Source organism: Atrimonas thermophila, assembly GCF_045864955.1.
GTDB classification, from domain to species: domain Bacteria; phylum Atribacterota; class Atribacteria; order Atribacterales; family Thermatribacteraceae; genus Thermatribacter; species Thermatribacter velox.
Genome location: NZ_AP028803.1, coordinates 1,512,382 through 1,536,110, shown reverse-complemented (window position 1 = coordinate 1,536,110; position 23,729 = coordinate 1,512,382). Strand labels below are relative to the sequence as shown.

At 45.5% G+C, this 23,729-nt stretch carries 37 protein-coding genes, 2 tRNA genes and 1 rRNA gene; all 40 read left to right on the top strand.

Annotated elements, in window-relative coordinates; translation table 11 throughout:
- Positions 1 to 41 precede the first annotated feature (41 nt).
- Entirely contained in the window at positions 42 to 2,132 is a 2,091-nt protein-coding gene (gene fusA, locus ACKTT1_RS08190) for an elongation factor G (protein ID WP_412710575.1), read from the top strand.
- 32 nt (positions 2,133 to 2,164) lie between these two features.
- The gene (gene tuf, locus ACKTT1_RS08185; RefSeq protein WP_369017822.1) at positions 2,165 to 3,367 is read left to right on the top strand and encodes an elongation factor Tu; all 1,203 of its coding nucleotides are present in this window, start codon (positions 2,165 to 2,167) and stop codon (positions 3,365 to 3,367) included.
- Between the two features lie 49 nt (positions 3,368 to 3,416).
- On the top strand, positions 3,417 to 3,722 hold the full coding sequence (rpsJ, locus tag ACKTT1_RS08180; RefSeq protein WP_412709221.1) for a 30S ribosomal protein S10: 306 nt from the start codon (positions 3,417 to 3,419) through the stop codon (positions 3,720 to 3,722).
- A gap of 25 nt (positions 3,723 to 3,747) precedes the next feature.
- Positions 3,748 to 4,380, top strand: a complete 633-nt coding sequence (rplC, locus tag ACKTT1_RS08175; RefSeq protein WP_369018861.1) for a 50S ribosomal protein L3 — start codon at positions 3,748 to 3,750, stop codon at positions 4,378 to 4,380.
- Between the two features lie 18 nt (positions 4,381 to 4,398).
- On the top strand, positions 4,399 to 5,019 hold the full coding sequence (gene rplD / locus ACKTT1_RS08170) for a 50S ribosomal protein L4 (protein WP_369018862.1): 621 nt from the start codon (positions 4,399 to 4,401) through the stop codon (positions 5,017 to 5,019).
- Positions 5,016 to 5,303, top strand: coding sequence for a 50S ribosomal protein L23 (locus tag ACKTT1_RS08165; RefSeq protein WP_369018863.1), 288 nt, complete (start codon positions 5,016 to 5,018; stop codon positions 5,301 to 5,303). Before rplD ends, ACKTT1_RS08165 begins: the two co-directional genes overlap by 4 nt.
- Positions 5,304 to 5,326: 23 nt before the next feature.
- Positions 5,327 to 6,154, top strand: a complete 828-nt coding sequence (gene rplB, locus ACKTT1_RS08160) for a 50S ribosomal protein L2 (protein WP_369018864.1) — start codon at positions 5,327 to 5,329, stop codon at positions 6,152 to 6,154.
- A 14-nt stretch (positions 6,155 to 6,168) separates the two neighbouring features.
- Positions 6,169 to 6,453 (top strand): 30S ribosomal protein S19, encoded by a 285-nt coding sequence (gene rpsS, locus ACKTT1_RS08155; RefSeq protein ID WP_369018865.1) that lies wholly within the window; start codon positions 6,169 to 6,171, stop codon positions 6,451 to 6,453.
- A gap of 14 nt (positions 6,454 to 6,467) precedes the next feature.
- Positions 6,468 to 6,812: a 50S ribosomal protein L22 gene (rplV, locus tag ACKTT1_RS08150; RefSeq protein ID WP_369018866.1), complete on the top strand. Its 345-nt coding sequence runs from the start codon at positions 6,468 to 6,470 to the stop codon at positions 6,810 to 6,812.
- A 1-nt stretch (position 6,813) separates the two neighbouring features.
- Positions 6,814 to 7,533: a 30S ribosomal protein S3 gene (rpsC, locus tag ACKTT1_RS08145; protein WP_369018867.1), complete on the top strand. Its 720-nt coding sequence runs from the start codon at positions 6,814 to 6,816 to the stop codon at positions 7,531 to 7,533.
- Entirely contained in the window at positions 7,511 to 7,921 is a 411-nt protein-coding gene (rplP, locus tag ACKTT1_RS08140; RefSeq protein ID WP_369018868.1) for a 50S ribosomal protein L16, read from the top strand. Before rpsC ends, rplP begins: the two co-directional genes overlap by 23 nt.
- A 12-nt stretch (positions 7,922 to 7,933) precedes the next feature.
- Positions 7,934 to 8,146: a 50S ribosomal protein L29 gene (rpmC, locus tag ACKTT1_RS08135; RefSeq protein WP_369018869.1), complete on the top strand. Its 213-nt coding sequence runs from the start codon at positions 7,934 to 7,936 to the stop codon at positions 8,144 to 8,146.
- Between the two features lies 1 nt (position 8,147).
- Positions 8,148 to 8,438: a 30S ribosomal protein S17 gene (gene rpsQ / locus ACKTT1_RS08130; protein WP_369018870.1), complete on the top strand. Its 291-nt coding sequence runs from the start codon at positions 8,148 to 8,150 to the stop codon at positions 8,436 to 8,438.
- Positions 8,413 to 8,781, top strand: a complete 369-nt coding sequence (rplN, locus tag ACKTT1_RS08125) for a 50S ribosomal protein L14 (protein ID WP_369018871.1) — start codon at positions 8,413 to 8,415, stop codon at positions 8,779 to 8,781. Before rpsQ ends, rplN begins: the two co-directional genes overlap by 26 nt.
- A 12-nt stretch (positions 8,782 to 8,793) precedes the next feature.
- Positions 8,794 to 9,129: a 50S ribosomal protein L24 gene (gene rplX / locus ACKTT1_RS08120; RefSeq protein ID WP_369018872.1), complete on the top strand. Its 336-nt coding sequence runs from the start codon at positions 8,794 to 8,796 to the stop codon at positions 9,127 to 9,129.
- A gap of 17 nt (positions 9,130 to 9,146) precedes the next feature.
- Entirely contained in the window at positions 9,147 to 9,689 is a 543-nt protein-coding gene (rplE, locus tag ACKTT1_RS08115) for a 50S ribosomal protein L5 (protein WP_369018873.1), read from the top strand.
- A 13-nt stretch (positions 9,690 to 9,702) separates the two neighbouring features.
- Complete coding sequence (locus tag ACKTT1_RS08110; protein WP_369018874.1) at positions 9,703 to 9,888, top strand: type Z 30S ribosomal protein S14; 186 nt, start codon at positions 9,703 to 9,705, stop codon at positions 9,886 to 9,888.
- A 13-nt stretch (positions 9,889 to 9,901) separates the two neighbouring features.
- Positions 9,902 to 10,303, top strand: a complete 402-nt coding sequence (rpsH, locus tag ACKTT1_RS08105; RefSeq protein ID WP_369019380.1) for a 30S ribosomal protein S8 — start codon at positions 9,902 to 9,904, stop codon at positions 10,301 to 10,303.
- Between the two features lie 14 nt (positions 10,304 to 10,317).
- A complete protein-coding gene (rplF, locus tag ACKTT1_RS08100) occupies positions 10,318 to 10,857 on the top strand; it encodes a 50S ribosomal protein L6 (RefSeq protein WP_369018875.1) in 540 nt (179 codons plus the stop codon).
- A 15-nt stretch (positions 10,858 to 10,872) separates the two neighbouring features.
- Entirely contained in the window at positions 10,873 to 11,232 is a 360-nt protein-coding gene (gene rplR, locus ACKTT1_RS08095; protein ID WP_369018876.1) for a 50S ribosomal protein L18, read from the top strand.
- A gap of 26 nt (positions 11,233 to 11,258) precedes the next feature.
- A complete protein-coding gene (rpsE, locus tag ACKTT1_RS08090) occupies positions 11,259 to 11,774 on the top strand; it encodes a 30S ribosomal protein S5 (RefSeq protein ID WP_369018877.1) in 516 nt (171 codons plus the stop codon).
- Between the two features lie 12 nt (positions 11,775 to 11,786).
- Complete coding sequence (gene rpmD / locus ACKTT1_RS08085; protein WP_369018878.1) at positions 11,787 to 11,972, top strand: 50S ribosomal protein L30; 186 nt, start codon at positions 11,787 to 11,789, stop codon at positions 11,970 to 11,972.
- Positions 11,973 to 11,988: 16 nt separating this feature from the next.
- Complete coding sequence (rplO, locus tag ACKTT1_RS08080; protein WP_369018879.1) at positions 11,989 to 12,429, top strand: 50S ribosomal protein L15; 441 nt, start codon at positions 11,989 to 11,991, stop codon at positions 12,427 to 12,429.
- A gap of 2 nt (positions 12,430 to 12,431) precedes the next feature.
- Complete coding sequence (secY, locus tag ACKTT1_RS08075) at positions 12,432 to 13,703, top strand: preprotein translocase subunit SecY (protein WP_369018880.1); 1,272 nt, start codon at positions 12,432 to 12,434, stop codon at positions 13,701 to 13,703.
- Between the two features lie 21 nt (positions 13,704 to 13,724).
- Positions 13,725 to 14,384: an adenylate kinase gene (locus tag ACKTT1_RS08070; protein ID WP_369018881.1), complete on the top strand. Its 660-nt coding sequence runs from the start codon at positions 13,725 to 13,727 to the stop codon at positions 14,382 to 14,384.
- On the top strand, positions 14,385 to 15,152 hold the full coding sequence (map, locus tag ACKTT1_RS08065; protein ID WP_369018882.1) for a type I methionyl aminopeptidase: 768 nt from the start codon (positions 14,385 to 14,387) through the stop codon (positions 15,150 to 15,152).
- Positions 15,152 to 15,376: a translation initiation factor IF-1 gene (gene infA / locus ACKTT1_RS08060; protein WP_369018883.1), complete on the top strand. Its 225-nt coding sequence runs from the start codon at positions 15,152 to 15,154 to the stop codon at positions 15,374 to 15,376. The genes map and infA overlap by 1 nt, the downstream gene beginning before the upstream one ends.
- Positions 15,377 to 15,423: 47 nt before the next feature.
- Entirely contained in the window at positions 15,424 to 15,537 is a 114-nt protein-coding gene (rpmJ, locus tag ACKTT1_RS08055; protein WP_369018884.1) for a 50S ribosomal protein L36, read from the top strand.
- Between the two features lie 14 nt (positions 15,538 to 15,551).
- Positions 15,552 to 15,920, top strand: coding sequence for a 30S ribosomal protein S13 (gene rpsM / locus ACKTT1_RS08050; protein WP_369018885.1), 369 nt, complete (start codon positions 15,552 to 15,554; stop codon positions 15,918 to 15,920).
- A 23-nt stretch (positions 15,921 to 15,943) separates the two neighbouring features.
- Entirely contained in the window at positions 15,944 to 16,330 is a 387-nt protein-coding gene (gene rpsK, locus ACKTT1_RS08045) for a 30S ribosomal protein S11 (protein WP_369018886.1), read from the top strand.
- An 18-nt stretch (positions 16,331 to 16,348) separates the two neighbouring features.
- Positions 16,349 to 16,975, top strand: a complete 627-nt coding sequence (gene rpsD, locus ACKTT1_RS08040) for a 30S ribosomal protein S4 (RefSeq protein ID WP_369018887.1) — start codon at positions 16,349 to 16,351, stop codon at positions 16,973 to 16,975.
- A 17-nt stretch (positions 16,976 to 16,992) separates the two neighbouring features.
- The gene (locus ACKTT1_RS08035) at positions 16,993 to 17,988 is read left to right on the top strand and encodes a DNA-directed RNA polymerase subunit alpha (RefSeq protein WP_369018888.1); all 996 of its coding nucleotides are present in this window, start codon (positions 16,993 to 16,995) and stop codon (positions 17,986 to 17,988) included.
- Positions 17,985 to 18,341 carry a 50S ribosomal protein L17 gene (rplQ, locus tag ACKTT1_RS08030; protein ID WP_369018889.1) on the top strand — a complete coding sequence of 119 codons (357 nt, stop codon included), beginning with the start codon at positions 17,985 to 17,987 and terminating at the stop codon, positions 18,339 to 18,341. Before ACKTT1_RS08035 ends, rplQ begins: the two co-directional genes overlap by 4 nt.
- Before the next feature lie 62 nt (positions 18,342 to 18,403).
- On the top strand, positions 18,404 to 19,240 hold the full coding sequence (locus ACKTT1_RS08025; RefSeq protein ID WP_369018890.1) for an energy-coupling factor transporter ATPase: 837 nt from the start codon (positions 18,404 to 18,406) through the stop codon (positions 19,238 to 19,240).
- Positions 19,225 to 20,088 (top strand): energy-coupling factor transporter ATPase, encoded by an 864-nt coding sequence (locus tag ACKTT1_RS08020; RefSeq protein WP_369018891.1) that lies wholly within the window; start codon positions 19,225 to 19,227, stop codon positions 20,086 to 20,088. The genes ACKTT1_RS08025 and ACKTT1_RS08020 overlap by 16 nt, the downstream gene beginning before the upstream one ends.
- A complete protein-coding gene (locus ACKTT1_RS08015) occupies positions 20,078 to 20,881 on the top strand; it encodes an energy-coupling factor transporter transmembrane component T family protein (RefSeq protein WP_369018892.1) in 804 nt (267 codons plus the stop codon). The genes ACKTT1_RS08020 and ACKTT1_RS08015 overlap by 11 nt, the downstream gene beginning before the upstream one ends.
- 13 nt (positions 20,882 to 20,894) lie before the next feature.
- Entirely contained in the window at positions 20,895 to 21,713 is an 819-nt protein-coding gene (gene truA / locus ACKTT1_RS08010; protein WP_369018893.1) for a tRNA pseudouridine(38-40) synthase TruA, read from the top strand.
- Positions 21,714 to 21,927: 214 nt separating this feature from the next.
- Positions 21,928 to 23,507, top strand: a 16S ribosomal RNA gene (locus ACKTT1_RS08005).
- Between the two features lie 42 nt (positions 23,508 to 23,549).
- Positions 23,550 to 23,626, top strand: a tRNA-Ile gene (locus tag ACKTT1_RS08000).
- Between the two features lie 15 nt (positions 23,627 to 23,641).
- A tRNA-Ala gene (locus tag ACKTT1_RS07995) sits at positions 23,642 to 23,717 on the top strand.
- Positions 23,718 to 23,729: the final 12 nt, after the last annotated feature.

The window sequence follows — 23,729 nt, the reverse complement described above, 5'->3', positions numbered from 1 at the left end:
GAATACCAACGTTGGAGTGGGGATGAGGCGATTTGAGTAAAGTGATTGCAAACAATAAAGCTGAAAAGTTCGAAGACTTTGATATTGCTAAAGTAAGAAACATTGGAATTATGGCACATATTGATGCTGGTAAGACTACAGTTACTGAACGTATACTGTATTACACTGGGAAAATACACCGCATTGGAGAGGTCCACGAAGGGACAGCTACCATGGATTTCTTGCCTCAGGAACAAGAACGAGGCATTACTATAAGTTCTGCGGTAACTACTTGCTTTTGGAGAGATTGTAGGATTAATATCATCGATACGCCTGGGCATGTGGACTTTACGGTAGAAGTCGAAAGAAGTTTGAGAGTTCTGGATGGAGCAATAGCTGTTTTTTGCGGGGTTGGAGGTGTGGAGCCTCAGTCGGAGACGGTTTGGCATCAGGCAGACCGCTACAAGGTGCCTCGCATTGCTTTTGTTAACAAGCTTGATCGGATTGGTGCTGATTTCTATGCCGTTGTCGATGCTATGCGTAAAAAGCTTAGCGCCAACGCTCATCCAGTCCAGATTCCCATAGGCAGAGAGGCTGATTTCGTGGGGGTTGTTGACCTTATTGAAATGCGAGCTTATTTGTATGACGTGGATGAGGAAGGCATACAATATAGAGTTTCTGATATCCCTTCAGAGTATATAGAAGAAGCAAGAAAATGGAGAGAGGCTTTACTGGAAGCTCTTTCGGAACTCGATGAACAGTTCATGGAGAGGTATTTTGAGGATACCATCACTCCTGAGGATATTCGTCAGGTAATCAGAGCTAAAGTCATTTCGGGTGAATTCGTTCCGGTCCTTGGAGGTTCTGCGCTCAAGAATAAATGTATTCAACCGTTGCTGGATGCAGTAACCTGGTATTTACCTTCACCTCTTGATTTGCCACCAGTCGTTGGTAAGAATCCCGTTACTGGGGAAAAAGTGGAACGTCGTCCTTTACCTGAAGAACCTTTTGCGGCTTTAGTATTTAAGATTCTCATGGATCCCCATGCTGGCAAGATCTCTTTCATTCGAATTTATTCGGGCACTATAAAGAGTGGTAGTTACGTGTTTAATGCTTCTAAAGGCGTGAAAGAAAGAGTTAGTCGTTTACTGGTTATTCATGCTAACCACCGGGAGGATGTTGCAGAAGCGAAAGCAGGAGATTTGTGTGGTGTAGTGGGAATGAGGAGTGCTACTACTGGTGACACTTTGTGTGATGAGGAACATCCTGTAGTTCTTGAGTCTCTTGCCTTTCCTGAGCCGGTTATCTCGGTGGCCATCGAGCCCAAGACGCGCCAAGACCAGGATAAGCTGAGCATTGCACTTGCAAAACTGGCAGAGGAGGATCCCACTTTTAAAGTTAGAACCGACGAAGAAACGGCGCAGACCATAATTTCTGGCATGGGAGAACTACATCTTGAGATAATTGTTGATAGATTGCTTAGAGAGTTTAAGGTTCAGGCTAACATAGGTCAGCCTCAGGTTGCCTATAAAGAAACCATACGCTCTTCTGCGCGCGCTGAGGGAAGGTTTGTTCGCCAGACTGGTGGTCGTGGCCAGTATGGTCATGTGGTGCTGGAGGTCGAGCCCTGTGAGGAGAACTTTGTTTTTGAGGACCGTATCGTTGGGGGAGCAATTCCCAGGGAATACATACCAGCTGTGGAGTCTGGTGTTCGCGAAGCCCTCGATAACGGTGTTCTTGCCGGCTTCCCGGTTATTAACATAAAGGTAAGACTGGTTGACGGTTCCTATCACCCGGTTGATTCTTCAGACATTGCTTTTAAGATAGCTGGTGCGATTGGCGTTAAGGAGGCCATTAAGAAAGCAGAGCCAGTTTTGTTGGAACCGATTATGAGGGTTCAGGTGGTTACGCCTAAGGAGTACCTGGGTGATGTAATCGGTGATTTAAGCGCCCGAAGGGGTCGGGTAGATGGTGTGGAACCCAAGGGTGAGTTACAGATTGTTAACGCCAAGGTACCCTTGGCCGAACTTTTTGGTTATGCAACGGCGCTTCGTTCTATCACCCAGGGTCGAGCAAACTACACCATGCAATTTTCTCATTATCAAGAAGTGCCTCCTAACATTGCTAAGGAAATAATTAGCAAGTTCAAATAAATTAGAAAAGACTTGAAACGAGGAGGATTCCTATGGCCAAGCAAAAGTTTGAACGGAAAAAGCCCCATGTCAATGTGGGAACCATTGGACATGTCGACCATGGAAAGACCACGCTCACTGCGGCAATAACTATGGTGCTTTCCAAGGCGGGACTGGCAAACTACACACCTTTCGAGCAGATTGACAAAGCTCCTGAAGAAAGGGAGCGAGGTATCACCATTGCCATTGCCCACGTGGAGTATGAGACTGAAAAAAGGCACTATGCCCACATCGACTGCCCTGGGCATGCTGACTACGTCAAGAACATGATTACTGGAGCTGCCCAGATGGATGGTGCCATCTTGGTGGTCTCTGCTGCTGATGGTCCTATGCCTCAGACCCGGGAGCACATTCTCCTCTCCCGTCAGGTAGAGGTGCCCTACATTGTAGTCTTCATGAATAAAGCTGACATGGTGGATGACCCAGAGCTCATAGAGCTGGTGGAAATGGAAGTGCGAGATCTCCTTAACCGTTATGAGTTCCCAGGAGACGATGTACCGGTAGTGGTAGGCAGTGCTCTCAAAGCCTTGGAATGTGGCTGTGGTAAGCGGGAGTGTGAGTGGTGTGGTAAAATCTGGGAACTCCTGGATGCCATGGATGAATACATTCCTCTTCCCCAGCGTGAACTGGACAAACCCTTCCTGATGCCTATCGAGGACGTTTTCTCCATCACCGGTCGTGGTACTGTGGTTACCGGAAGAGTGGAGCGTGGAGTCCTGCACCTTGGTGACCAGGTGGAAATCGTGGGACTTTCCCATGAGATCAAAAAGACTGTGGTCACTGGCATTGAGATGTTCCGCAAAATCCTCGATGAAGCCCAGGCCGGAGACAACATTGGTGTTCTGCTGCGAGGTATTGAGAAGAAAGAGGTAGAGCGAGGACAGGTTCTGGCTGCACCTGGTTCTATCACTCCACATACCCACTTCAAAGCTGAAGTCTATGTGCTCACCAAAGAAGAGGGTGGACGACATACCCCCTTCTTCAACGGTTATCGTCCCCAGTTCTATTTCCGCACCACTGACGTTACTGGAGAAATCAAGCTCCCTGAAGGTGTGGAAATGGTCATGCCTGGAGACAATGCCAACCTGGAAGTAAAGCTCATCTACCCCATTGCCATGGAGAAAGGATTGCGCTTTGCTATTCGTGAAGGTGGTAGAACGGTTGGAGCAGGTGTAGTAACTGAGATTATAGAGTAACTGTGGAGGTTGCTGTGTTCATATTTGAATTTTTGGGGAGGCATGGAAAGTGGCCCAGAGAATAAGGATAAAGTTAAAGGCTTACGATCATAAAATCCTGGATCAGTCGGCTTTGGAGATTGTTCATACAGCGGAAAGAACAGGTGCTCGGGTAGCAGGGCCTATACCTCTGCCTACAGAGATCGTGAGATATACTGTTTTGCGTTCTCCTCACGTCGACAAAAAGTCTCGGGAACAGTTTGAAATAAGGACTCACAAAAGAATGATAGATATCATTGACCCTAACCCTAAGACTGTCGATGCATTGATGCATCTGGATTTGCCTGCTGGTGTGGATATAGAGATAAAGCTGTAGCACTGGGGTGGAAGGAGAGAGAGAGATGAAAGTGGTTGAGTATGGCATGATTGGTGAAAAAATAGGCATGACGAGGGTGTTTGACCAGGCTGGCCGAGTTATTCCGGTTACAGTTATCAAATGTGGCCCCTGTTTCGTGGTTCAGAAAAAAACCAGGGAAGTAGATGGTTACGAAGCCCTGAAGCTTAGTTATGGAGAGACCAGAGAAAAGAAGCTTAATAAACCGTTGCTTGGAATTTTGAAAAAGGCCAACCTCCCACCTCTGCGAATTTTCAGAGAGTTTAGATTTAAGGATACAGAAAATTATCAAGTAGGACAGGAACTCAAAGTAAGTGGTTTTAAGGTTGGTGATCGGGTAAACGTTACTGGACAATCTAAAGGCAAGGGTTTTGCTGGAGTTGTCAAGCGCTTTGGCTATGGAGGTGGACCTGCTTCTCACGGTTCGATGTTCTATCGTCGCCCTGGTTCTATTGGCGCGACGGACCCAGAACGAGTGTTCAAAGGTAAAGGTTTGCCTGGTCGCATGGGTGGAGAGAGAGTTACTGTTCGCAACTTAGAAGTGGTGGCTGTGAACGAAGAAAGAAACTTGCTCTTGGTGAAGGGAGCAGTCCCTGGTCCCACAGGAGGCACTGTTCTCATCAAAAAATGTGCTTCTTAGCATGGGAGGAGAAATAGGATGGAAATAGCGGTGTTCGATAGAGAAGGTAAAACGGTGGACCAGCTGGTTATTGAAGAGATGGTTGATGAAGGAATGAATACCCATCTCTTATTTCTCGCTGTTAAATCCTATCTTGATAACCAAAGAAGAGGAACGGTAAAAACCAAGACTCGGGGAGAAGTCAGTGGTGGAGGGAGAAAACCCTGGCGTCAAAAAGGCACCGGAAGAGCAAGACATGGAAGTATACGTTCCCCTATATGGCGTGGCGGAGGAGTGGTTTTTGGGCCTCGTCCTCGCTCTTATTACTTTTCTCTTAACAAAAAAGAGAAGCGTCAGGCAATGCTACAATCGCTGCTTGCAAAAATAAAAGAGGGAAGCTTACGTGTAGTGGAGAATCTTTTGCTGGAACAACCGAAAACCAAAGAAGCAGTCAAGCTTTTAACTAATTTGGGTTTAAAAGGAAGCACACTGGTGGTAACTGTCTCCAAGAACGAAAATGTTTTACGGTCTTTTTCTAATCTCGAAAATGTTGACGTGCTACCTGTTAACTCTGTATCTACCTATCATCTTTTGAAATTTGAAAATGTGGTTTTTGAGAAGCCGGCTTTCCTCTCTTTGTGGGAGGTGTTAAATAAATGAGTGTGGATAGAGAGATCATCATACACCCAATAATTACCGAGAAGGCAGTAAAGCTCCAGGAAGAGAATAAATATGTTTTCAAGGTTAACCCTAAAGCTACCAAGAGTGAAATTAAAAAAGCCGTTCAGGAGATGTTTGGAGTTACTGTTTTGAAGGTTAATACCGTGAATGTTCCAGGCAAGAAGAAAAGGTTAGGTAGGTTTGAGGGTAGAACTGCTTCCTGGAAAAAAGCTATTGTCTATGTGAAACCTGGTGAAAGAATTAAAGCCTTTGATATAAGTTAAGCGGAGCAAAAGGAGCGAGTAGGATGGCGAGCATTAAAGAATATAAACCAGTAACACCTGGTAGAAGACAGATGACCGGGTATACCTTTGAAGAACTTACGCCGGGAGCTGAACCCCAGAAATCCCTCTTGGTGTCCTTGAAGCGGAAAGCTGGACGTGATAATCAGGGGAGAATTTCAGTAAGGCATCGCGGTGGCGGTCACAAAAGAAAGTATCGCTTAATTGATTTTAAAAGAGATAAATTTAACATTCCAGCTACTGTGGAGAGCATAGAGTATGATCCTAATCGCTCAGCACGGATTGCTCTTCTCAAATATGCTGATGGTGAGAAGCGTTATATTTTGGCTCCTTTGGGTGTGAAGGTTGGAGATGTATTGATGAGCGGTGAGAACGTTGATATTAGACCTGGAAATGCTTTACCGCTCAGGAACATCCCGGTGGGTACCATCATCCACAACATTGAGCTTCGCAGGGGAAAAGGAGGACAGTTAGCCAGGGCAGCTGGAGCTTATGCTCAACTGATGGCGAAAGAAGGCGATTATGCTCAAGTTCGTCTGGCTTCGGGAGAAATTAGACTGGTGCACTTGGATTGTTTTGCCACGGTAGGACAGGTGGGCAACGTCGATCATGAAAACATTACCATTGGTAAAGCGGGGAGGAAACGCTGGTTGGGGATACGGCCCACAGTTCGTGGTGTTGCTATGAACCCCATTGATCATCCTCACGGTGGTGGTGAAGGGCGGGCTCACGGAGGACGGCAACCGGTTAGCCCCTGGGGCCTTCTGACGAAAGGATTTAAAACCAGAAAGAATAAACAAACCGATAAGTGGATTGTTAAAAGAAGAAAGTAGGGGGCGAATAACAGGTGGGTAGGTCAACCAAGAAAGGACCTTTTGTCGATCCAAAACTCAGGAAGAGAATAGAAGAGCTTAATAAAAGAGGCGAGAAAAGAGTGATCAAGACTTGGTGCAGAGCATGTGTGATTATTCCTGAAATGGTAGGACATACCATTGCGGTTTACAATGGTCGCAAGCATGTTCCTGTATACATAACTGAGCAGATGGTTGGTCACAGATTGGGAGAATTTGCTCCAACACGAACTTTTAGAGGCCATGGTAATCCCACAGAGCGCTCTACCGCGCTTAAGTAGGGGAGGTATTGATAATGGAAGTTAGAGCAGTAGCTCGGCATGTTCGTATTTCACCCAGAAAAGCTAGACAAGCGGTAAACCTTATAAAGGGCAAAAGTGCTCAGGAAGCGTTGAGTATCTTGAGCTTTATTCCTAAAAAATCGGCTCGCCTGGTGAAAAAGGTGTTACAGTCTGCTATTGCTAATGCCGAAAATAACTGGAACCTTGACGTCGAAAAGCTTATCGTTTCCAGAGCTTACGTTGATACTGGTCCCACCATGAAACGAGTGAGACCAAGAGCTATGGGTCGTGCTGATATCATTCGCAAGAGAACATCGCATATTACTGTCTATGTTGCCGAAGCGGAGGAGGGACGTTAACTTGGGACAAAAAGTAAATCCTATTGGTCTTAGATTGGGCATAGTCAAGGATTGGCAGTCGCGCTGGTTTTCGGAAGATAAATATCGTGATTTCCTTCTTGAGGACTTAAAAATTCGTCGTTACATTAAAGAAAAACTATACCGCGCTGGTGTTTCGCAAATCAATATCGAGCGCTTGGCGAACCAGCTAAAGATAGTGATCAAAACAGCTCGCCCGGGAATAGTAATTGGGAGAAAAGGTTCTGAGGTGGAAAAGCTCAGGCAAGAAATACAGGATATGGTAGGCAACAAAAACATCCAGATTTCAGTTGAGGAAGTTCCCGTGCCTGAGATTGATGCCCAGTTGGTTGCAGAGAACATTGCTTTTCAGATTGAGCGACGTATCTCTTACCGTAGAGCTATGAAACAGGCTATTGCTCGTGCTTTGAGAATGGGGGCTAAAGGCATTAAGATTTCTTGTTCAGGGCGACTGGGAGGAGCAGAAATAGCTCGAGAAGAATGGTATCGAGAAGGTCGTTTGCCTTTGCATACACTCAGAGCTGATATTGATTACGGATTTGCTGAAGCTCTTACTACTTATGGAAAAATTGGCGTTAAGGTATGGATCTTTAAGGGTGAGGTAATCTCTCCTGGCGAAACCCTGGAAGGAGAAATTACTATGCCCCAGGAGGAAATTTACGAGGAGGAGCTTGAGGACTATGTTGATACCGAAGAGAGTTAAGTATAGAAAACAGCATCGTGGTAGAATGACCGGAGTTGCTTATAGAGGGTGTGAAGTTGACTTTGGAGATTTTGGTTTGCAGGCTTTACAGCCAGCTTGGATTACCAATCCCCAAATAGAGGCTGCACGAGTCGCGATATCAAGGCATATTAAGAAAGGAAAAATCTGGATTCGCATTTTCCCTGATAAGCCATACACCAAAAAGCCCACTGAATCAAGAATGGGTAAGGGTAAAGGCCCCGTAGAGGGTTGGGTTGCAGTGGTGAAGCCAGGAAGAATTCTTTTCGAAATTGCTGGAGTGGATCGTGAAACAGCATTTGAAGCTTTAAGGGTTGCCTCATTTAAGTTGCCTGTTAAAACCCGTATAGTTGAACGACAGACGGAATAGGTGGTGATTGTGATGAAGGCTTCCGAACTGCGTAACATGACCGATGAGGAACTCAATCAAAAATTAAAAGATTTACGTACAGAGCTTTTTAACTTACGTTTTCAAGCTATTACTGGGCAACTCAGGAATCCTCGTCGGATAAGATTGGTAAAACGGGATATTGCAAGGATTAAAACTATTCAGCGAGAACGAGAATTAGCGGCTAAACAGCGGGAGGTTCAATAACATGCCAGGTCCCAAGAGATTGGTTGGCACAGTGATAAGTGACGCTATGGATAAAACAGTGGTGGTGGAAGTGATTCGCTTAAGCGAGCATCCTCTCTATGGCAAGAAAGTCAAAAGAAAACGCAAATTTAAGGCTCATGATGAAGCTAATACCTGTAAACTTGGCGATAAGGTGCTTATTGAAGAAACTCGACCACTCAGCAAAACCAAGCGCTGGAGAGTAGTGACTGTTCTGGAAAGAAGTGTAGAAGAGGGAGGAGAGGAAATTGATTCAACCAACTACAATGCTTGAGGTTGCTGATAATACTGGAGCCAAAAAAATAATGTGCATAAGGGTTATGGGTGGTTCGAATCGTCGTTATGCAAGTATTGGTGATATAATTATTGCTTCGGTGAAAGAAGCTGAACCTAACTCCAATGTTAAAAAGGGAGAAGTGGTACGAGCAGTTGTGGTTCGTACCAGGAAAGAAGTTGCCAGAGAAGATGGTACGGTTATTCGCTTTGACGATAATGCTGCCGTGTTAATCAACAATCAAAATGTGCCTCGGGGTACACGTATTTTTGGGCCTGTTGGTCGCGAATTGCGAGATAGGCAGTTTATGCGGATAGTTTCTTTAGCCCCGGAAGTTGTTTGAGAGGTGTATAGCATGAACCAGGTAAAAGTGCCTTTGAAAAAGGGTGACCTTGTTGAAGTCATTAGAGGCAAGGATAAAGGCAAAAGAGGAAAAATTTTAAGTATTTTTCCTCAAGATGGTAAAGCAATTGTGGAAGGTGTGAATATGGTCAAAAAGCACACCCGTCCTACCCAGGATAATCCACAGGGAGGGATTATCGAAAAAGAAAATCCCTTGCGGATTTCCAATCTGCGTCTGGTTTGTAGCAGATGTAATCAACTCACACGCATCAGGAGAGAACGTGTTTCTGGTTCCGATTTCAGAGTCAGAATATGCAAAAAGTGCGGAGAAATTATTGACAAAGTATAGTTTGAGGAGGAGCTACCGTGTCGGTTGTTAAGGAAAAATATAAAAATGAAGTGGTTCCTGCACTATTGAAACGTTTTGGATATAAAAATCCGATGCAGGTTCCTAAACTTGAGAAAGTGGTTATCAATATGGGTGTTGGCGATGCAACGCAAAACTCCCGGTATCTTGATTTGGCAATAGAGGAATTGTCCCTTATTACCGGGCAAAAACCACTTGTTACTCGAGCAAGAAAATCTATATCGAATTTTAAGTTGCGGAAAGGGATGGCCATTGGTTGCAAAGTGACCTTAAGAGGAGATAGGATGTACGAGTTCCTGGATCGCTTTTTCAACATTGCGATTGCACGTATCAGAGATTTTCGGGGTTTTCCGGATAGTTGTTTTGACGGGAGAGGTAATTGCACCATAGGCATTGAAGAGCAGCTAATTTTTCCCGAAATAAGCTACGATAAAGTGGAGCGAGTAAGGGGTATGAATATATCGTTTGTTACCACTGCAAAAAACGATGAAGAAGCCAGGGCTTTACTCGAGTTGCTTGGCTTACCTTTTCGCAAATCGTAAGGGAGGATGAGCAATGGCTCGTAAGGCAAAGATAGAGAGAAATAAGAGAGGTTATAAATTCAAGGTTCGCTATCGTAACCGTTGTAGCTTGTGTGGTCGTCCTCGGGGTTATTTGAGAGATTTTGGAATATGCCGAATTTGTTTCAGAACCCTTGCTGGTAGAGGAGAAATACCTGGTGTTACGAAATCCAGTTGGTAGGAAGGGGAGTACTATGGCGCATACAGACCCTATTGCTGATATGTTGACGAGAATTAGGAATGCTCTAAAGGCTCGTAAGGGAAGCGTGTCTATTCCTGCTTCAAAGCTTAAAATAGAAATTGCGCGAATTATGAAGCAGGAGGGTTACATTGAGGATTACAAAGTAACTGATTCCGATGGTCCTAAGAGAGATTTGATTATTTTTTTGAAGTATGGCCCTAATCGGGAACGGGTAATCAATGGTTTACGAAGAATCAGTAAGCCTGGTTTAAGAGTTTACGTTGGAAAGGATGAGATTCCCATTTTGCTTGGTGGGATGGGTACTGTAGTGGTTTCCACTTCCAAGGGTGTATTAACTGGCAAAGAGGCAAGGAGACTTGGAGTTGGAGGAGAAGTTATCTGTTATATTTGGTGAGGGAGGATTGGAGCATGTCTCGTATTGGTAAGAAACCAATAAACATACCCCAGGGAGTTGAGGTTGAAATAGAAGGAAACCTCGTGAGAGTTAGGGGCCCAAAGGGGGTTCTTGAGAAGGAATTTCACCCCAGAATGCGTATAGAGAAAAGAGATAATGTGGTGGTCGTAGTTCCTCAGGGGGATAGCAAGCTCGATAAGTCGCTGTTTGGCTTGACACGTACTTTGATAGCCAACATGGTTGAGGGTGTATCTAAAGGTTTTGAAAAATCCCTGGAGCTCAGTGGTTTGGGTTATCGTGCCCAGAAGAAGGGTGACACCCTGGTTTTGAGCCTTGGGTTTTCCCATCCTGTAGAGATAGAACCACCAGAGGGGATTTCTTTCGAGGTTGAAGGCCAGCAAATTATAAAAGTTAAGGGAATTGATAAGGAAAAGGTAGGGCAGGTCGCTGCTGACATAAGGAAGCTCAGAAAACCTGAACCGTACAAAGGTACTGGTATAAAGTACGTGGGTGAAGTCATTCGGCGCAAGCAAGGTAAAGCTATGGCGAAATAGAGGAGGAAGAAGAGCATGCGTGTTGAAGAACGCAAAGAGAAAAGATTGCGCAGACATCGTAGGGTTAGAAAAAAAGTATATGGCACTGCGGAGCGACCCCGGCTTTGTGTTTTTAGAAGCTTGAGACACATATATGCTCAAATTATTAACGATGACGAAGGAAGAACGCTGGTTGCTGCTTCGAGCCTTTCTCCAGAAATCAGAGGTTTCAAGGGAACCAAAACTCAAATGGCGAGAGAAGTTGGCCTGCTTATTGGCAAAAAGGCTTTGGATGCTGGCATTAATAAGGTAGTATTTGACCGTGGTGGTTACAAGTATCATGGAAGAGTAAAGGCTCTGGCTGATGGAGCAAGAGAAGCTGGGCTTCAATTTTGAGTGGAAGATTACAGGAGGTAAGTGCTATGGACATAGCAGGCAGAAGAGTTAAGCCTGAAGGGCTGGAGTTAACTGAAAAGTTAATCGCGGTTAACCGAGTCAGCAAAGTGGTGAAAGGTGGTAAAAGATTTGGTTTTCGGGCTTTGGTTGCCGTTGGTAATGGAGAAGGCGTAGCGGGAATTGGGATTGGTAAGGCTAAGGAAGTACCCGATGCGGTGCGCAAAGCTATAGAAAAGGCCAAGAAATCCTTAATAAAGTTTCCAATGCGAGGATCTACCATAACTCACGAAGTGCTTGGAGAGTTTGGGGCTAGCATGGTGGTTTTGAAGCCAGCCGCACCTGGTACCGGAGTCATTGCGGGTGGTGCGGTACGAGCTATTCTTGAGGTTGCTGGCGTGAAAGACGTTTTAACTAAATCTCTAGGTAGCAACAACCCTATTAATGTAGCTCGAGCTACTATGAATGGTCTTTGCAACCTTAAGGACCCGCGGGAAGTTGCGAAACTAAGAGGGAAAAGCGTTAAAGAGTTTTTTGTACGCTGAGGAGGAGAGGATATGGGAAACAAGTTAAAGATCACCCTGTTGAAAAGTCCCATTGGCAGACCGGAGTCTCACAAAAGAACTCTTAAGGCCTTGGGTCTTAGGCGTCTTAACCAGACAGTAGTTAAGGAAGACAATCCTTCTTTAAGAGGCATGATTCAAAAGGTAGATTATCTTTTGAAAGTAGAAAATGTTGAGTGAAAGGAGAAGAGCTGCTATGAAATTGGTGGATTTGAAACCGTCAGAGGGTGCTTTTCATAGACCAAAGAGAGTTGGTAGGGGCATAGGTTCTGGTCATGGTAAAACCGCCTGCAGAGGCATGAAAGGTCAAAAAGCTCGTTCTGGTGGACAGATTCATCCTCGTTTCGAAGGTGGTCAAATGCCCTTGGTACGCCGTATCCCCAAGCGCGGTTTCCGTTCTCTGGGGTGCGAAGAATGGGAAATTGTTAATCTTGCCGCCCTTTCTCGGCTTAAAGATGTTAGGGAAATAACTCCTGAGGTTCTTTATGAAGCTGGTCTTATCGAGTCCAAAGAGAGCAAAATAAAGATACTCGCCAAAGGAAACTGCCCGCCAAATCTGGTAGTTAAAGCCCACGCTTTTTCAGAAAAAGCAAAGGCCCTTATAGAAGAGAATGGCGGAAAGGCCGAGGTGCTTTGAAAATGTGGGATTCTCTGGTCAAGCTATTCAAGATACCCGACCTGAAAAGGAAGGTCGTTTTTACATTGCTCATGCTGGTTGTTTTTAGAATAGGTGCTCATATCCCCGTGCCCGGCATTGATCCAAAAGCCTTAGCCAACGTTTTTTCGCAGGGAGGATTGCTTGGCTTTTTGGACATGTTCGCCGGTGGTGCCCTGAGTAATTTTTCCATTCTCGCTTTGGGAATCATGCCCTATATCAATTCTTCAATTATTATGCAGCTTTTGACAGCAGTTGTTCCCAAACTGGAAGAATTGGCCAAAAGCGGTGAAGAGGGAAGAGATAAGATAACCCAGTATACTCGCTGGGGAACCATTTTGCTGGCCATGATTCAAGGTTTTGGTATAACTGTTTGGATGGAAAACCTAGGGGTCTTACCTGCTGTTGGATGGGGTTATCGGGCAACCATAATATTGACCCTTACTGCAGGGAGTATTTTTTTGATGTGGCTTGGCGACATGATTTCTGATTTTGGTGTGGGAAATGGAGTTTCTCTCATCATCTTTGGTGGTATCGTGGCTCGTATAGCACCTCAAATAGTTCGTACTACTTCCATGATTAGAGTTGGGGAAATCAATCCCTTTTTATTTGCAATTAACCTTATTGTCTGGATTTTGATTATTGCAATGGTGGTCGAGTTTCAGGAAGCACAACGACGCATCCCGGTACAGTATGCCAAGAGAGTGGTAGGAAGAAGGGTTTATGGCGGCCAGAGCACTCATATACCCATTCGAGTAATCCAGGGAGGAGTCATTCCCATCATTTTTGCTTCATCTATCCTCCTTTTTCCAGCTACCATTGCCCAGTTTTTCCAGGGTTCAAGCTTTATGAAGTCCGTTGCCGATATGCTTTCTCCCAATTCTGCTCTCTATCTCTCTCTTTACGCTGCTTTGATAATTTTCTTCACTTATTTTTATACCGCGGTTACTTTCAACCCGGCTGAACTTGCGGACAACATGAAAAAGTATGGTGGGTTTATCCCGGGAATACGGCCAGGAAGGTCTACTGTAGAATATCTGGACCGTTGTCTTTCCCGAATTACCTTATGGGGAGCTATTTTCCTGGCTTTTATCGCCATAATCCCTAACATTCTGGTCAGGGTTACCAATATTACTACTTTTTATTTTGGGGGAACAGCAATTTTGATAATGGTTGGTGTGGCTATTGAAACTGTTCGTCAACTTGAAGCACAACTTCTTATGCGCCACTATGAAGGTTTTATCCGCAAATCCTGAAGAAGCAGAGGAGGAATTTGAATGAGAATTGTCTTTTTGGGCCCTCCTGGGGCAGGTAAAGGAACACAGGCAAAAATGGTGGAGAGAGATTTTGGTCTTGTTCATATTGCTACTGGAGATATTATAAGAGAGGCCATTAAAAACCAAACGGATTGGGGGAAAAAGGCAGAAGAGTATGTTAAGGCGGGCCTTTTGGTTCCCGATGAAGTAGTAATTGGCATTATGGAGGAAAAGTTACTTCAAGATGAAGTGAAACGAGGTTTTATACTTGACGGATTTCCACGCACTCTTGCTCAGGCAAAGGCACTTGATAAAATCCTGGAAAAAGCCAGCTCTCCATTGGACATTGTTATATACTTTAATGTGGATCCCCAGGAAGTTATTAGGAGACTTTCTGCACGTAGAATCTGTGAGAAGTGTCAGACGCCTTACAATTTGATTTCCAAGCCTCCCAAGCGTGACCAGGTATGTGACGTGTGTGGAGGAAGGCTGATTCAGCGTCCAGACGACAAAGAAGAAGTAATTGCTCAGCGTCTTAAAACTTACGAGGAACAAACGCAACCCTTGATTGATTTTTACCGCTCTAAGGGGATTTTAAAAGAAGTGGTTTCCAGAGGCGGAATAGAGGCCGTTTACCAGAGTGTTAAATCCTTATTAGAGGAAATCAGACAAAAACAATAGATGAGTAGGATAACTTCGCCTGAAGATGTTAAGAAGATAAAAAGAAGTGGGCAAATACTGGCTTCGGTAATAGAAAAGCTTCGTACTTTGATTGCTCCAGGCATAAAAACCCGTTTTCTCGATGAAGTGGCAGAGAACCTCATTAGGGAACGGGGAGCCCAGCCCGCTTTCAAGGGTTATAGAGGATACCCAGCCTCAATATGTGTTTCCATTAACGACCAGGTTGTGCATGGCATACCCGGAGAAAGAGTGATTGAAAAAGGAGATTTGGTGAGTATAGATATCGGAGTGGTATATGAAGGGTTTTATACGGATGCAGCGTTTAGTGTTGTGGTGGGAAACAGTAACCCACGAGCTTTAAGATTAGTTGAGATAGCCCGCAAGGCTCTTTTTGCGGGGATAAGCAATGCGCTGCCTGGCAAAAGGATTGGAGATATTTCCTGGAGTATTCAAAAAACGGTCGAAAAAGCAGGCTTTTCGGTGGTTCGTGATTTTGTAGGTCACGGTGTGGGTACTGCTTTACATGAGGAACCCCAAATACCTAATTTTGGCAAAAGAAAGGAAGGGCCGGTTATCGAAGAAGGTATGGTTTTGGCCATTGAACCCATGGTTAACGAGAAGGATTATAAAGTGAGGGTTCTTGAGGATGGATGGACAGTGGTTACTCTTGACGGAGGTTTATCGGCCCATTTCGAACATACAATTATGGTAACCAAAGACGGTCCGGAGGTTTTGACGGTGATAAAGAGAGGGGATGAAGCGAGATAATGGCTAAGTCCAAAGACGATGTCATTGAAGTAGTTGGTACGGTTGTTGAGCCTTTACCGAATGCAATGTTTCGGGTGGAACTTGAAAACGGTAGGAAGATTCTGGCCCATATTTCTGGGAAAATGCGCATGCATTATATTCGCATCCTTCCCGGGGATAAAGTTACTGTACAAATTTCCAAGTACGACCCCACAAGGGGAAGGATAGTATATCGTCATAAATAAGTAAATTAGCTTGATAAAACTTGCAATTGATGTTGGGAGGTATTAAAATGAAGGTTCGTTCATCTGTAAAGCCAAGGTGTGAGAAGTGTAAAGTAATCAGGCGAAAAAACAGAGTCCTGGTGGTGTGTTCTAATCCAAGGCATAAGCAGCGTCAAGGTTAGGAGGTACAGCGAAAATGGCCCGAATAGCAGGGGTTGATTTACCAGCTAATAAGAGAATTGATATAGCTTTGACTTACATATTTGGAATAGGTAAGAGTTTGTCAAAAAAGATCCTAAATGACGCGGGGGTAAGTCCTGAGATCAAGGTCAAAGACCTTACCGATGAGGAGGTTAGTAGGATCCAAAAGGAAGTTGAGAAGTATCCTGTTGAAGGTGAACTTAGAGCTCAGATTTCTCAGAACATTAAACGGCTTATGGCTATTGGGTGCTATAGGGGACTGCGGCATCGTCGTGGGATGCCTGTTAGGGGACAGAGAACAAGAACCAACGCCCGAACCAGAAAGGGTCCTCGTAGAACAGTGGGAGTAAAGCGCGGTAAGTAAACTATAAGGGAGGTTGTTTGAAATTGGCTCGTAGACCTCGGAGAAAAAAGAAAGAAAAAAGGTTAATCAGGGAAGGTATTGCCCATATAAAGTCAACCTTCAATAATACAATTATTTCGATAAGCGATAAAGAGGGCAATGTTATTGCTTGGGCCAGCGCCGGTACCGTAGGGTTTAAGGGGACTAAAAAGGGTACTCCTTTTGCAGCACAGTTAGCTGCTGAGCAGGCAGCTCGAAAAGCTATGGATCAAGGTCTGCGAGAGGTTGAGGTGCTCGTTAAGGGTCCGGGGTCTGGCCGTGAAACTGCTATACGTGCTTTGCAAGCGGCGGGGTTGGTAATCAATTCCATTAAGGACGTGACGCCTATTCCTCACAATGGATGCCGACCTCCCAAACAAAGAAGAGTGTAGTAGGAGGTTTTGATAAACATGTCTCGATATACAGGTTCCAAGTGCAGGCTGTGCAGAAGGCAGGGTATGAAGCTTTTTCTGAAGGGAGAACGTTGTTATACCGACAAATGTGCCTTTGAAAAAAGACCATTCCCTCCTGGTGTCCACAAAGGTGCTCGGAGAAGACTTTCTGGTTATGGAGTTCAGTTAAGGGAAAAGCAAAAAGTGCGTTTCATTTATGGGATTTCTGAAACCCAGTTCAAGGGCTATTTTGCCAGGGCTTCCAAGATGCCGGGAGTAACCGGTGAAAATCTTCTGAGTTTGCTGGAGAGAAGGCTTGATAATGTAGTGTTTAGAATGGGTTTAGCCAGTTCTCGTTCCGAAGCTCGGCAAATGGTTTTGCATGGCCACTTTTTGGTTAACGGCAGAAAAGTTAATATACCTTCTTACTTGGTGGAAAAAGGTGATGTGGTGGAAGTTTCTCCAAGAGGAAGAAACAACGAGAGAATAAAATCTGCACTCGATAGAGAAATGGGCATTACTCCTCCTCAATGGATGGACGTGGATATGGCCAACCTTAAGGCCACCATTTTACGAGAACCAAATAGGGAAGATATCGAATACCCCGTGCAAGAGCAGTTGATAGTAGAGTTTTATTCCAAATAGTTTTGAGGTGTTGGTAAATGTATGACTTGAAGGAGCTAATGAAGTGTGAAATTGTGGAAGTTAGAGAAGACATCCGGCCTCCCAATTTGTATGGTAAATTTTTAATTGAACCCCTTGAGGCTGGGTGGGGTATCACCATTGGTAATGCTTTACGCAGAGTTCTTCTCTCTTCCATAGAGGGAAGCGCAGTAACGGCTGTGCAGATAGAAGGAGTTATGCACGAATTCTCTGTTCTTCCTGGGGTACGGGAAGACGTTTCAGACATTGTTTTGAATCTCAAAGGTTTAGTGCTGAAGAGCCATTCTGACCAGGAGATTCTATACCTTGATGTTAAGGGTGAACCGGGCCGCGTAAAAGTGGTTACTGGTGCTGATATACAAAAAAATAGTAATGTGGAAATAATTAATCCTGATCATTACATCGCTGAAATTAACGAAGAGGGTCATCTGGCAGCCAGGATTTATGTTGCTCGTGGTAAGGGGTACCAGGAAGCAGACGAGACCAGATACCGAGAACTGGATATTATCCCGGTCGATTCTATTTTTACACCAGTAAGAAAAGTAAACTATCAGGTATTGGACACACGAGTTGGGCAGTTTACTAACTACGACAAATTGGTGGTGGAAGTTTGGACCAATGGAGCCATTACTCCCCAGGAAGCTATGGAAAAAGCTCTCGAGCTTTTGAGAGATAATTTTGCTTACCTTTTAGAACTTTTGAGAGAGAGAATTGGCGAGACGGGAGTCAAAGCAGATACTCCTGAGGAAACTTCAGAAGAGGTTGAAGAAGAAATTCCGATTGAAGACCTTGATTTGTCAGTTCGAGCCATTAATTGTCTCAAGAGGGCCAAGATAAATACTCTGAGAGAACTCTTGGATGTTGTTCGCAATCGACCTGAAGATTTGAAAAAGATTAAGAACTTGGGCCAGAAAACTTATGAGGAAATCCTTGAGAAAGTACAGCAGCGGTTTCTTTCTTCGGGCAACACTGAGAAAAGAGGTGTTGGAGAATGAGGCATAGGAAAAGAACTGAAAAACTTGGCAGAACCACCTCGCATAAAGAAAGTATGCTGGCGAATATGATTGTTTCTCTGATTAAGTCTGGGAAAATCGAAACTACCGAAAGGAAAGGCAAAGTTTTAAAGAGGTATTTTGAACGAGTAGTTTCTCTGGCTATCAAGGGTGACAATGCTTCCATGAGACAGGTAGTATCCTGGGTTCGAGACAAAGAAGCCTTTAAACTGCTTATGCGGAGTATTGTTCCCAGAATGAGAGATAGGAAAGGTGGTTATTGCCGGGTTATCAAGGCTGGCTTTCGAAGAGGAGACGGTGCTCCTCTGGCTGTCGTGGAGATCATCAGTGAATAGAGCCTTGCGTATCACATCTTTGAAGGCCAGCAGGAGCTGGCCTTTTTTTATGGACAGTAGCCATGATAGAGTTTCGCGAAGTAAGTTTCTGGTACGCTGAAGAAGACCAGGTTTTTGACAACGTTCGAGAAGTTTTGAAGGATGTGAACCTGACCATCAAGGATGGAGAATTTGTAGTGCTTCTGGGGAGGAATGGTTCTGGAAAATCGACTCTTGCCAGACACTGCAACGGTCTCTTGATTCCCAAGCGTGGAGATGTTTTGGTGGAAGGGATTAATACTAAAGATACAGAGCTTATTTGGGAAGTCAGACAAAAAGTAGGTCTGGTCTTTCAGAATCCTGACAACCAGCTTATTGCTACTACGGTTGAAGAAGACGTTGCTTTTGGGCCAGAAAACCTGGGTTTACCGCCTCATGAAATACGCAAAAGAGTGGATGAAGCCTTAGAGATGGTTGGCATGTCGGATTTTAAGAAAAGAGAGCCTCATCTTCTTTCTGGCGGACAGAAGCAAAAAGTGGCAATTGCAGGTGTTCTGGCGATGTCTCCCCGATATTTGGTGCTTGACGAGGCTACTTCTATGCTGGATCCCGAAGCCAGAGAGGATCTTTTAAATTTGCTTTTAAAACTCAAACATTCGTTCACAATTTTTCACATCACTCATTATGTGGAAGAAGCCGTAGAAGCGGACAGAGTTTTGGTTATGGATGAGGGTACCATTGTTGCTTCGGGGACCCCGCGTGAAGTTTTTGCCCAAATTGCAAATCTCAGGAAGTGGGGTTTGGAAGCCCCCCAGATTACTGAAACTGCGTTGCTTATAAAGCAGAAAGTGCCTCGACTCTTTAAAAAAATTCCACTTAAAAAAGAAGAACTGGTAGATGAACTATGTTCATTCGTTTAGAGCACGTCTATTTTACTTATTTTCCGGATACGCCTTTTGAAACCAGAGTACTTCGAGACATTAATCTGGTTATTAACCGGGGTGAAAGCATAGGTATAGTGGGTAGAACGGGATGTGGCAAGTCTACTCTGGTGCAGCATTTTAACGCTCTTTTGTTGCCCCAACAGGGCGAAGTTTGGGTTGATGGTACCAATACCAAAACCAGGGGAGTGAATCTTAAAGAAATCCGGAAAAAAGTGGGTCTGGTTTTTCAGTATCCTGAGCATCAAATGTTCGAAGAAACCGTTTTTAAAGAGGTGGCTTTTGGTCCCAGGAATATGGGTGTTACTGGAGAGGCTCTTGAAGAAACTGTCCGTTGGGCTATTGCTATGGTAGGGCTTGATTACGAAGAGGTAAAAGATCGCACTCCGTTTGAGCTAAGTGGAGGTCAAATGCGCAGAGTAGCAATTGCCAGTATATTGTCAATGCGTCCTGAAGTTTTGGTTCTGGATGAACCCACTGCTGGTCTGGACCCCCAGGGGAAGAAAAGTATTCTTTTGAAGCTGAAGGAGCTTCGCGAGAAAGAAGGGTTAACCTTGGTTTTGGTTTCCCATAGTATGGAAGATTTAGTCATTGTTTGTGAACGCATCCTGGTCATGCATGATGGACAGATAGTAATTGATGGTGCTCCTCGCGAGGTGTTTACTCAGTTTTCCCTCGAACAATACGGCATCAAACCACCAATAACTGTTCAAACAGCCTTTATGCTTCGGGAGAGAGGTTTCAATATTGAGCCTTCTCTGTTAACTCCTCAGGAGCTTGCTGAGGCTATTTTAAAAGAAGTTTTGGAGAAAAGAAATGTTTGGTAAAAGCTTGGTAGTGGGACAGTACATACCGGTTGATTCTCCTCTACATCGGCTTGACCCACGGACAAAAATCATCTTTGCAGGTGTGGCCATTGTTGAACTCTTTTTAATCAAAGGTTGGCTTGCTTTTTTGCTAATCGGTGTGATGGTTAGTTTTTTGGTTGTGCTGGCACGTGTTCCCTTCGGGTATTTACTTCGCAGTTTGAGGCCCATCTTATTTTTACTGGTGCTGACCCTGATATTACATGTTTTCTTCACTCCTGGTGAGTATGTTTATGAGCATGGTTTTATTCATATATCCATGACAGGATTACAGAGGGGTATTTTTATTGTGGTGAGATTATGTTTGCTTATCATGATTACTTCTCTTTTGACTTTGACTACTTCTCCAGTAGAGTTGACGGATGGGATAGAATATCTCCTTTCTCCTTTTAAGCGGTGGGGGTTCCCGGCTCATGAACTGGCCATGATGATGACTATTGCCATGCGCTTCATTCCAACTTTACTTGAAGAAGCAGATCGCATTATGAAGGCTCAGAAAGCACGAGGTATGGATTTTGAATCGGGTAATTTTATACAGCGCGCTAAAAACCTTATACCTCTTCTGGTGCCTTTGTTTATCAATTCTTTTAAAAGAGCTGATGAGCTGGCTATTGCTATGGAGTCTCGCTGTTATAGGGGGGGAGAGGGCAGAACGCGCTTGCGAGTTTTGAAAATGGTCTTCTACGATTATTTGTTTTTGGTTACTTCATTGAGTCTTTTTACTGTGGTTACGGCGGGTTCTTATTTTTGGTAAAGCTGTTTTGGCTATGCGTAGAGTAGTTTGTGTAGTTGAATATAAAGGTACGGGTTATAACGGCTGGCAACGCCAGAAGAACACGGGTTCCACGTTTCAGGAAATTCTGGAAAGAACGCTTTCCAGAATTACTGGCGATAGGGTTACAATTGAAGCCTCAAGCCGCACGGATGCAGGTGTGCATGCTGTAGGCCAGGTTGTGGCTTTTTCTGTGTCATCACAATTATCGCTTAGTGTTCTTAAAAGGGCTCTTAACGCTTGTTTGCCCCAAGAAATAAGAATTCGTAATTTGCTGGAAGCTCCTCAAGATTTCCACCCCCGCCGCGGAGTTAAGTATAAGCACTATGTGTATCTCCTTGCTTTGGTGCACAGCGTTCCTCCCTTTTGGAATGACTTTGTTTTTTGTGTGAGAAAGAGGGTTTTTGATTTAGCACTGTTACAGGAAGCAGCGAACTTACTGGTTGGCTATCATGATTTCACTTCTTTTTCGGCGGCTGGCGGTGATGACTATTTTTGTTGGCGAACCATTTTTTCCTTCAAGGTAGAAGAAAAAAGCAAAGGCCTGCTTCGTTTTGACGTGGTAGGAGATGGTTTTCTTTATAAAATGGTCAGGATTATGGTAGGTGAAATTTGGAGAGTAGGAACAGGCGAAAAAAGCTTAGCCGCTTTGCAGGAGATGCTTAATAAACCTTCGAGGGTTTATCACCGATTCTGCATGCCTCCGCAGGGACTTTATCTGGTAGAAGTTGGTTATGAAGCTTTTAATCCTTATCAGGGATTAGTTCTCAGGGAAGGACTTGCACCCTTTCCCCTCTGGGTTGAAGAGCATTAACTGCAATAATTTTTAACAAATTTAGGTTTTTCGTGTTGACAACCTCCAACTCCTGTGTTAAATTATCTCTTGCCCTTCAGGGGCAAAAAGTGAAGCGCACCTTGAAAAGTAAATATTCCGCCTACTTCCTTGAGTATGAGAAACCAATCAGCCAAGGTTAAACTCTCTCAGTGAGAATCTCTTCTCCTCCTTTGCGAGGAGAAGGTATAGATTTGTCATGGAGGGTTTGATCCTGGCTCAGGACGAACGCTGGCGGCGCGCCTAACACATGCAAGTCGTACGCAGCTTTCTTCCTTTCTTATGAAAGGAGGAAAGGCTGAGTGGCGAACGGGTGAGTAACACGTGAGTAACCTGCCTTCAGGAGGGGGATAACCACTCGAAAGGGTGGCTAATACCCCATACACTCAGTACCCGCAGGGGTATTGAGGAAAGCTGGCCTCTGCTCTGCAAGCTGGCGCCTGGAGAGGGGCTCGCGGCCCATCAGCTAGTTGGTGGGGTAATGGCCTACCAAGGCGACGACGGGTAGCCGGCCTGAGAGGGTGTCCGGCCACACTGGGACTGAGACACGGCCCAGACTCCTACGGGAGGCAGCAGTGAGGAATCTTGGGCAATGGGCGCAAGCCTGACCCAGCGACGCCGCGTGGGGGACGAAGGCCTTCGGGTCGTAAACCCCTGTTCTGGGGGAAGAAAACACAGGAGGTGAATAGCTTCCTGTGCTGACGGTACCCCAGGAGAAAGTTCCGGCTAATTACGTGCCAGCAGCCGCGGTAATACGTAAGGAGCGAGCGTTGTCCGGATTTACTGGGCGTAAAGAGCTCGTAGGCGGCTTCTCAAGTCTCACGTGAAAGCCCCCGGCTCAACTGGGGAGGGTCGTGGGAAACTGGGAAGCTTGAGGGCAGGAGAGGAGAGTGGAATTCCCGGTGTAGCGGTGAAATGCGTAGATATCGGGAGGAACACCAGTGGCGAAGGCGGCTCTCTGGCCTGTCCCTGACGCTGAGGAGCGAAAGCCAGGGGAGCAAACCGGATTAGATACCCGGGTAGTCCTGGCCGTAAACGATGGGTACTAGGTGTGGGAGGTTCGACCCCTTCCGTGCCGAAGCTAACGCATTAAGTACCCCGCCTGGGGAGTACGGCCGCAAGGTTGAAACTCAAAGGAATTGACGGGGGCCCGCACAAGCGGTGGAGCATGTGGTTTAATTCGATGCAACGCGAGGAACCTTACCAGGGCTTGACATGCTGGTGGTAGGAGCCCGAAAGGGTAACGACCTCCACTTCGGTGGAGGAGCCAGCACAGGTGCTGCATGGTTGTCGTCAGCTCGTGTCGTGAGATGTTGGGTTAAGTCCCGCAACGAGCGCAACCCTTGCCCTTAGTTGCTACCGGGTAAGCCGGGCACTCTAAGGGGACTGCCGGCGACAAGCCGGAGGAAGGTGGGGATGACGTCAAATCCTCATGGCCTTTATGCCCTGGGCTACACACGTGCTACAATGGCCGGTACAAAGGGTTGCGAACCTGCGAGGGGGAGCTAATCCCAAAAAACCGGCCCCAGTTGGGATTGCAGGCTGCAACTCGCCTGCATGAACGCGGAATCGCTAGTAATCGCGCATCAGCCACGGCGCGGTGAATACGTTCCCGGGCCTTGTACACACCGCCCGTCACACCACGAAAGTCAATTCCACCTGAAGTCGCTGGGCTAACCCCGCAAGGGGAGGCAGGCGCCTAAGGTGGGGTTGATGATTGGGGTGAAGTCGTAACAAGGTAGCCGTAGGGGAACCTGCGGCTGGATCACCTCCTTTCTAAGGAGCATAAAGGGGAAGTAGGCGGAATATTTTCTTCTCGGGCCTATAGCTCAGTTGGTTAGAGCGCACGCCTGATAAGCGTGAGGTCTCTGGTTCAAATCCAGATAGGCCCACCATGTTGAAAGATTTTAGGGGATGTAGCTCAGCCGGGAGAGCGCCTCGTTCGCAACGAGGAGGGCGCGGGTTCAAGTCCCGTCATCTCCACCAGGAGAGCGATCC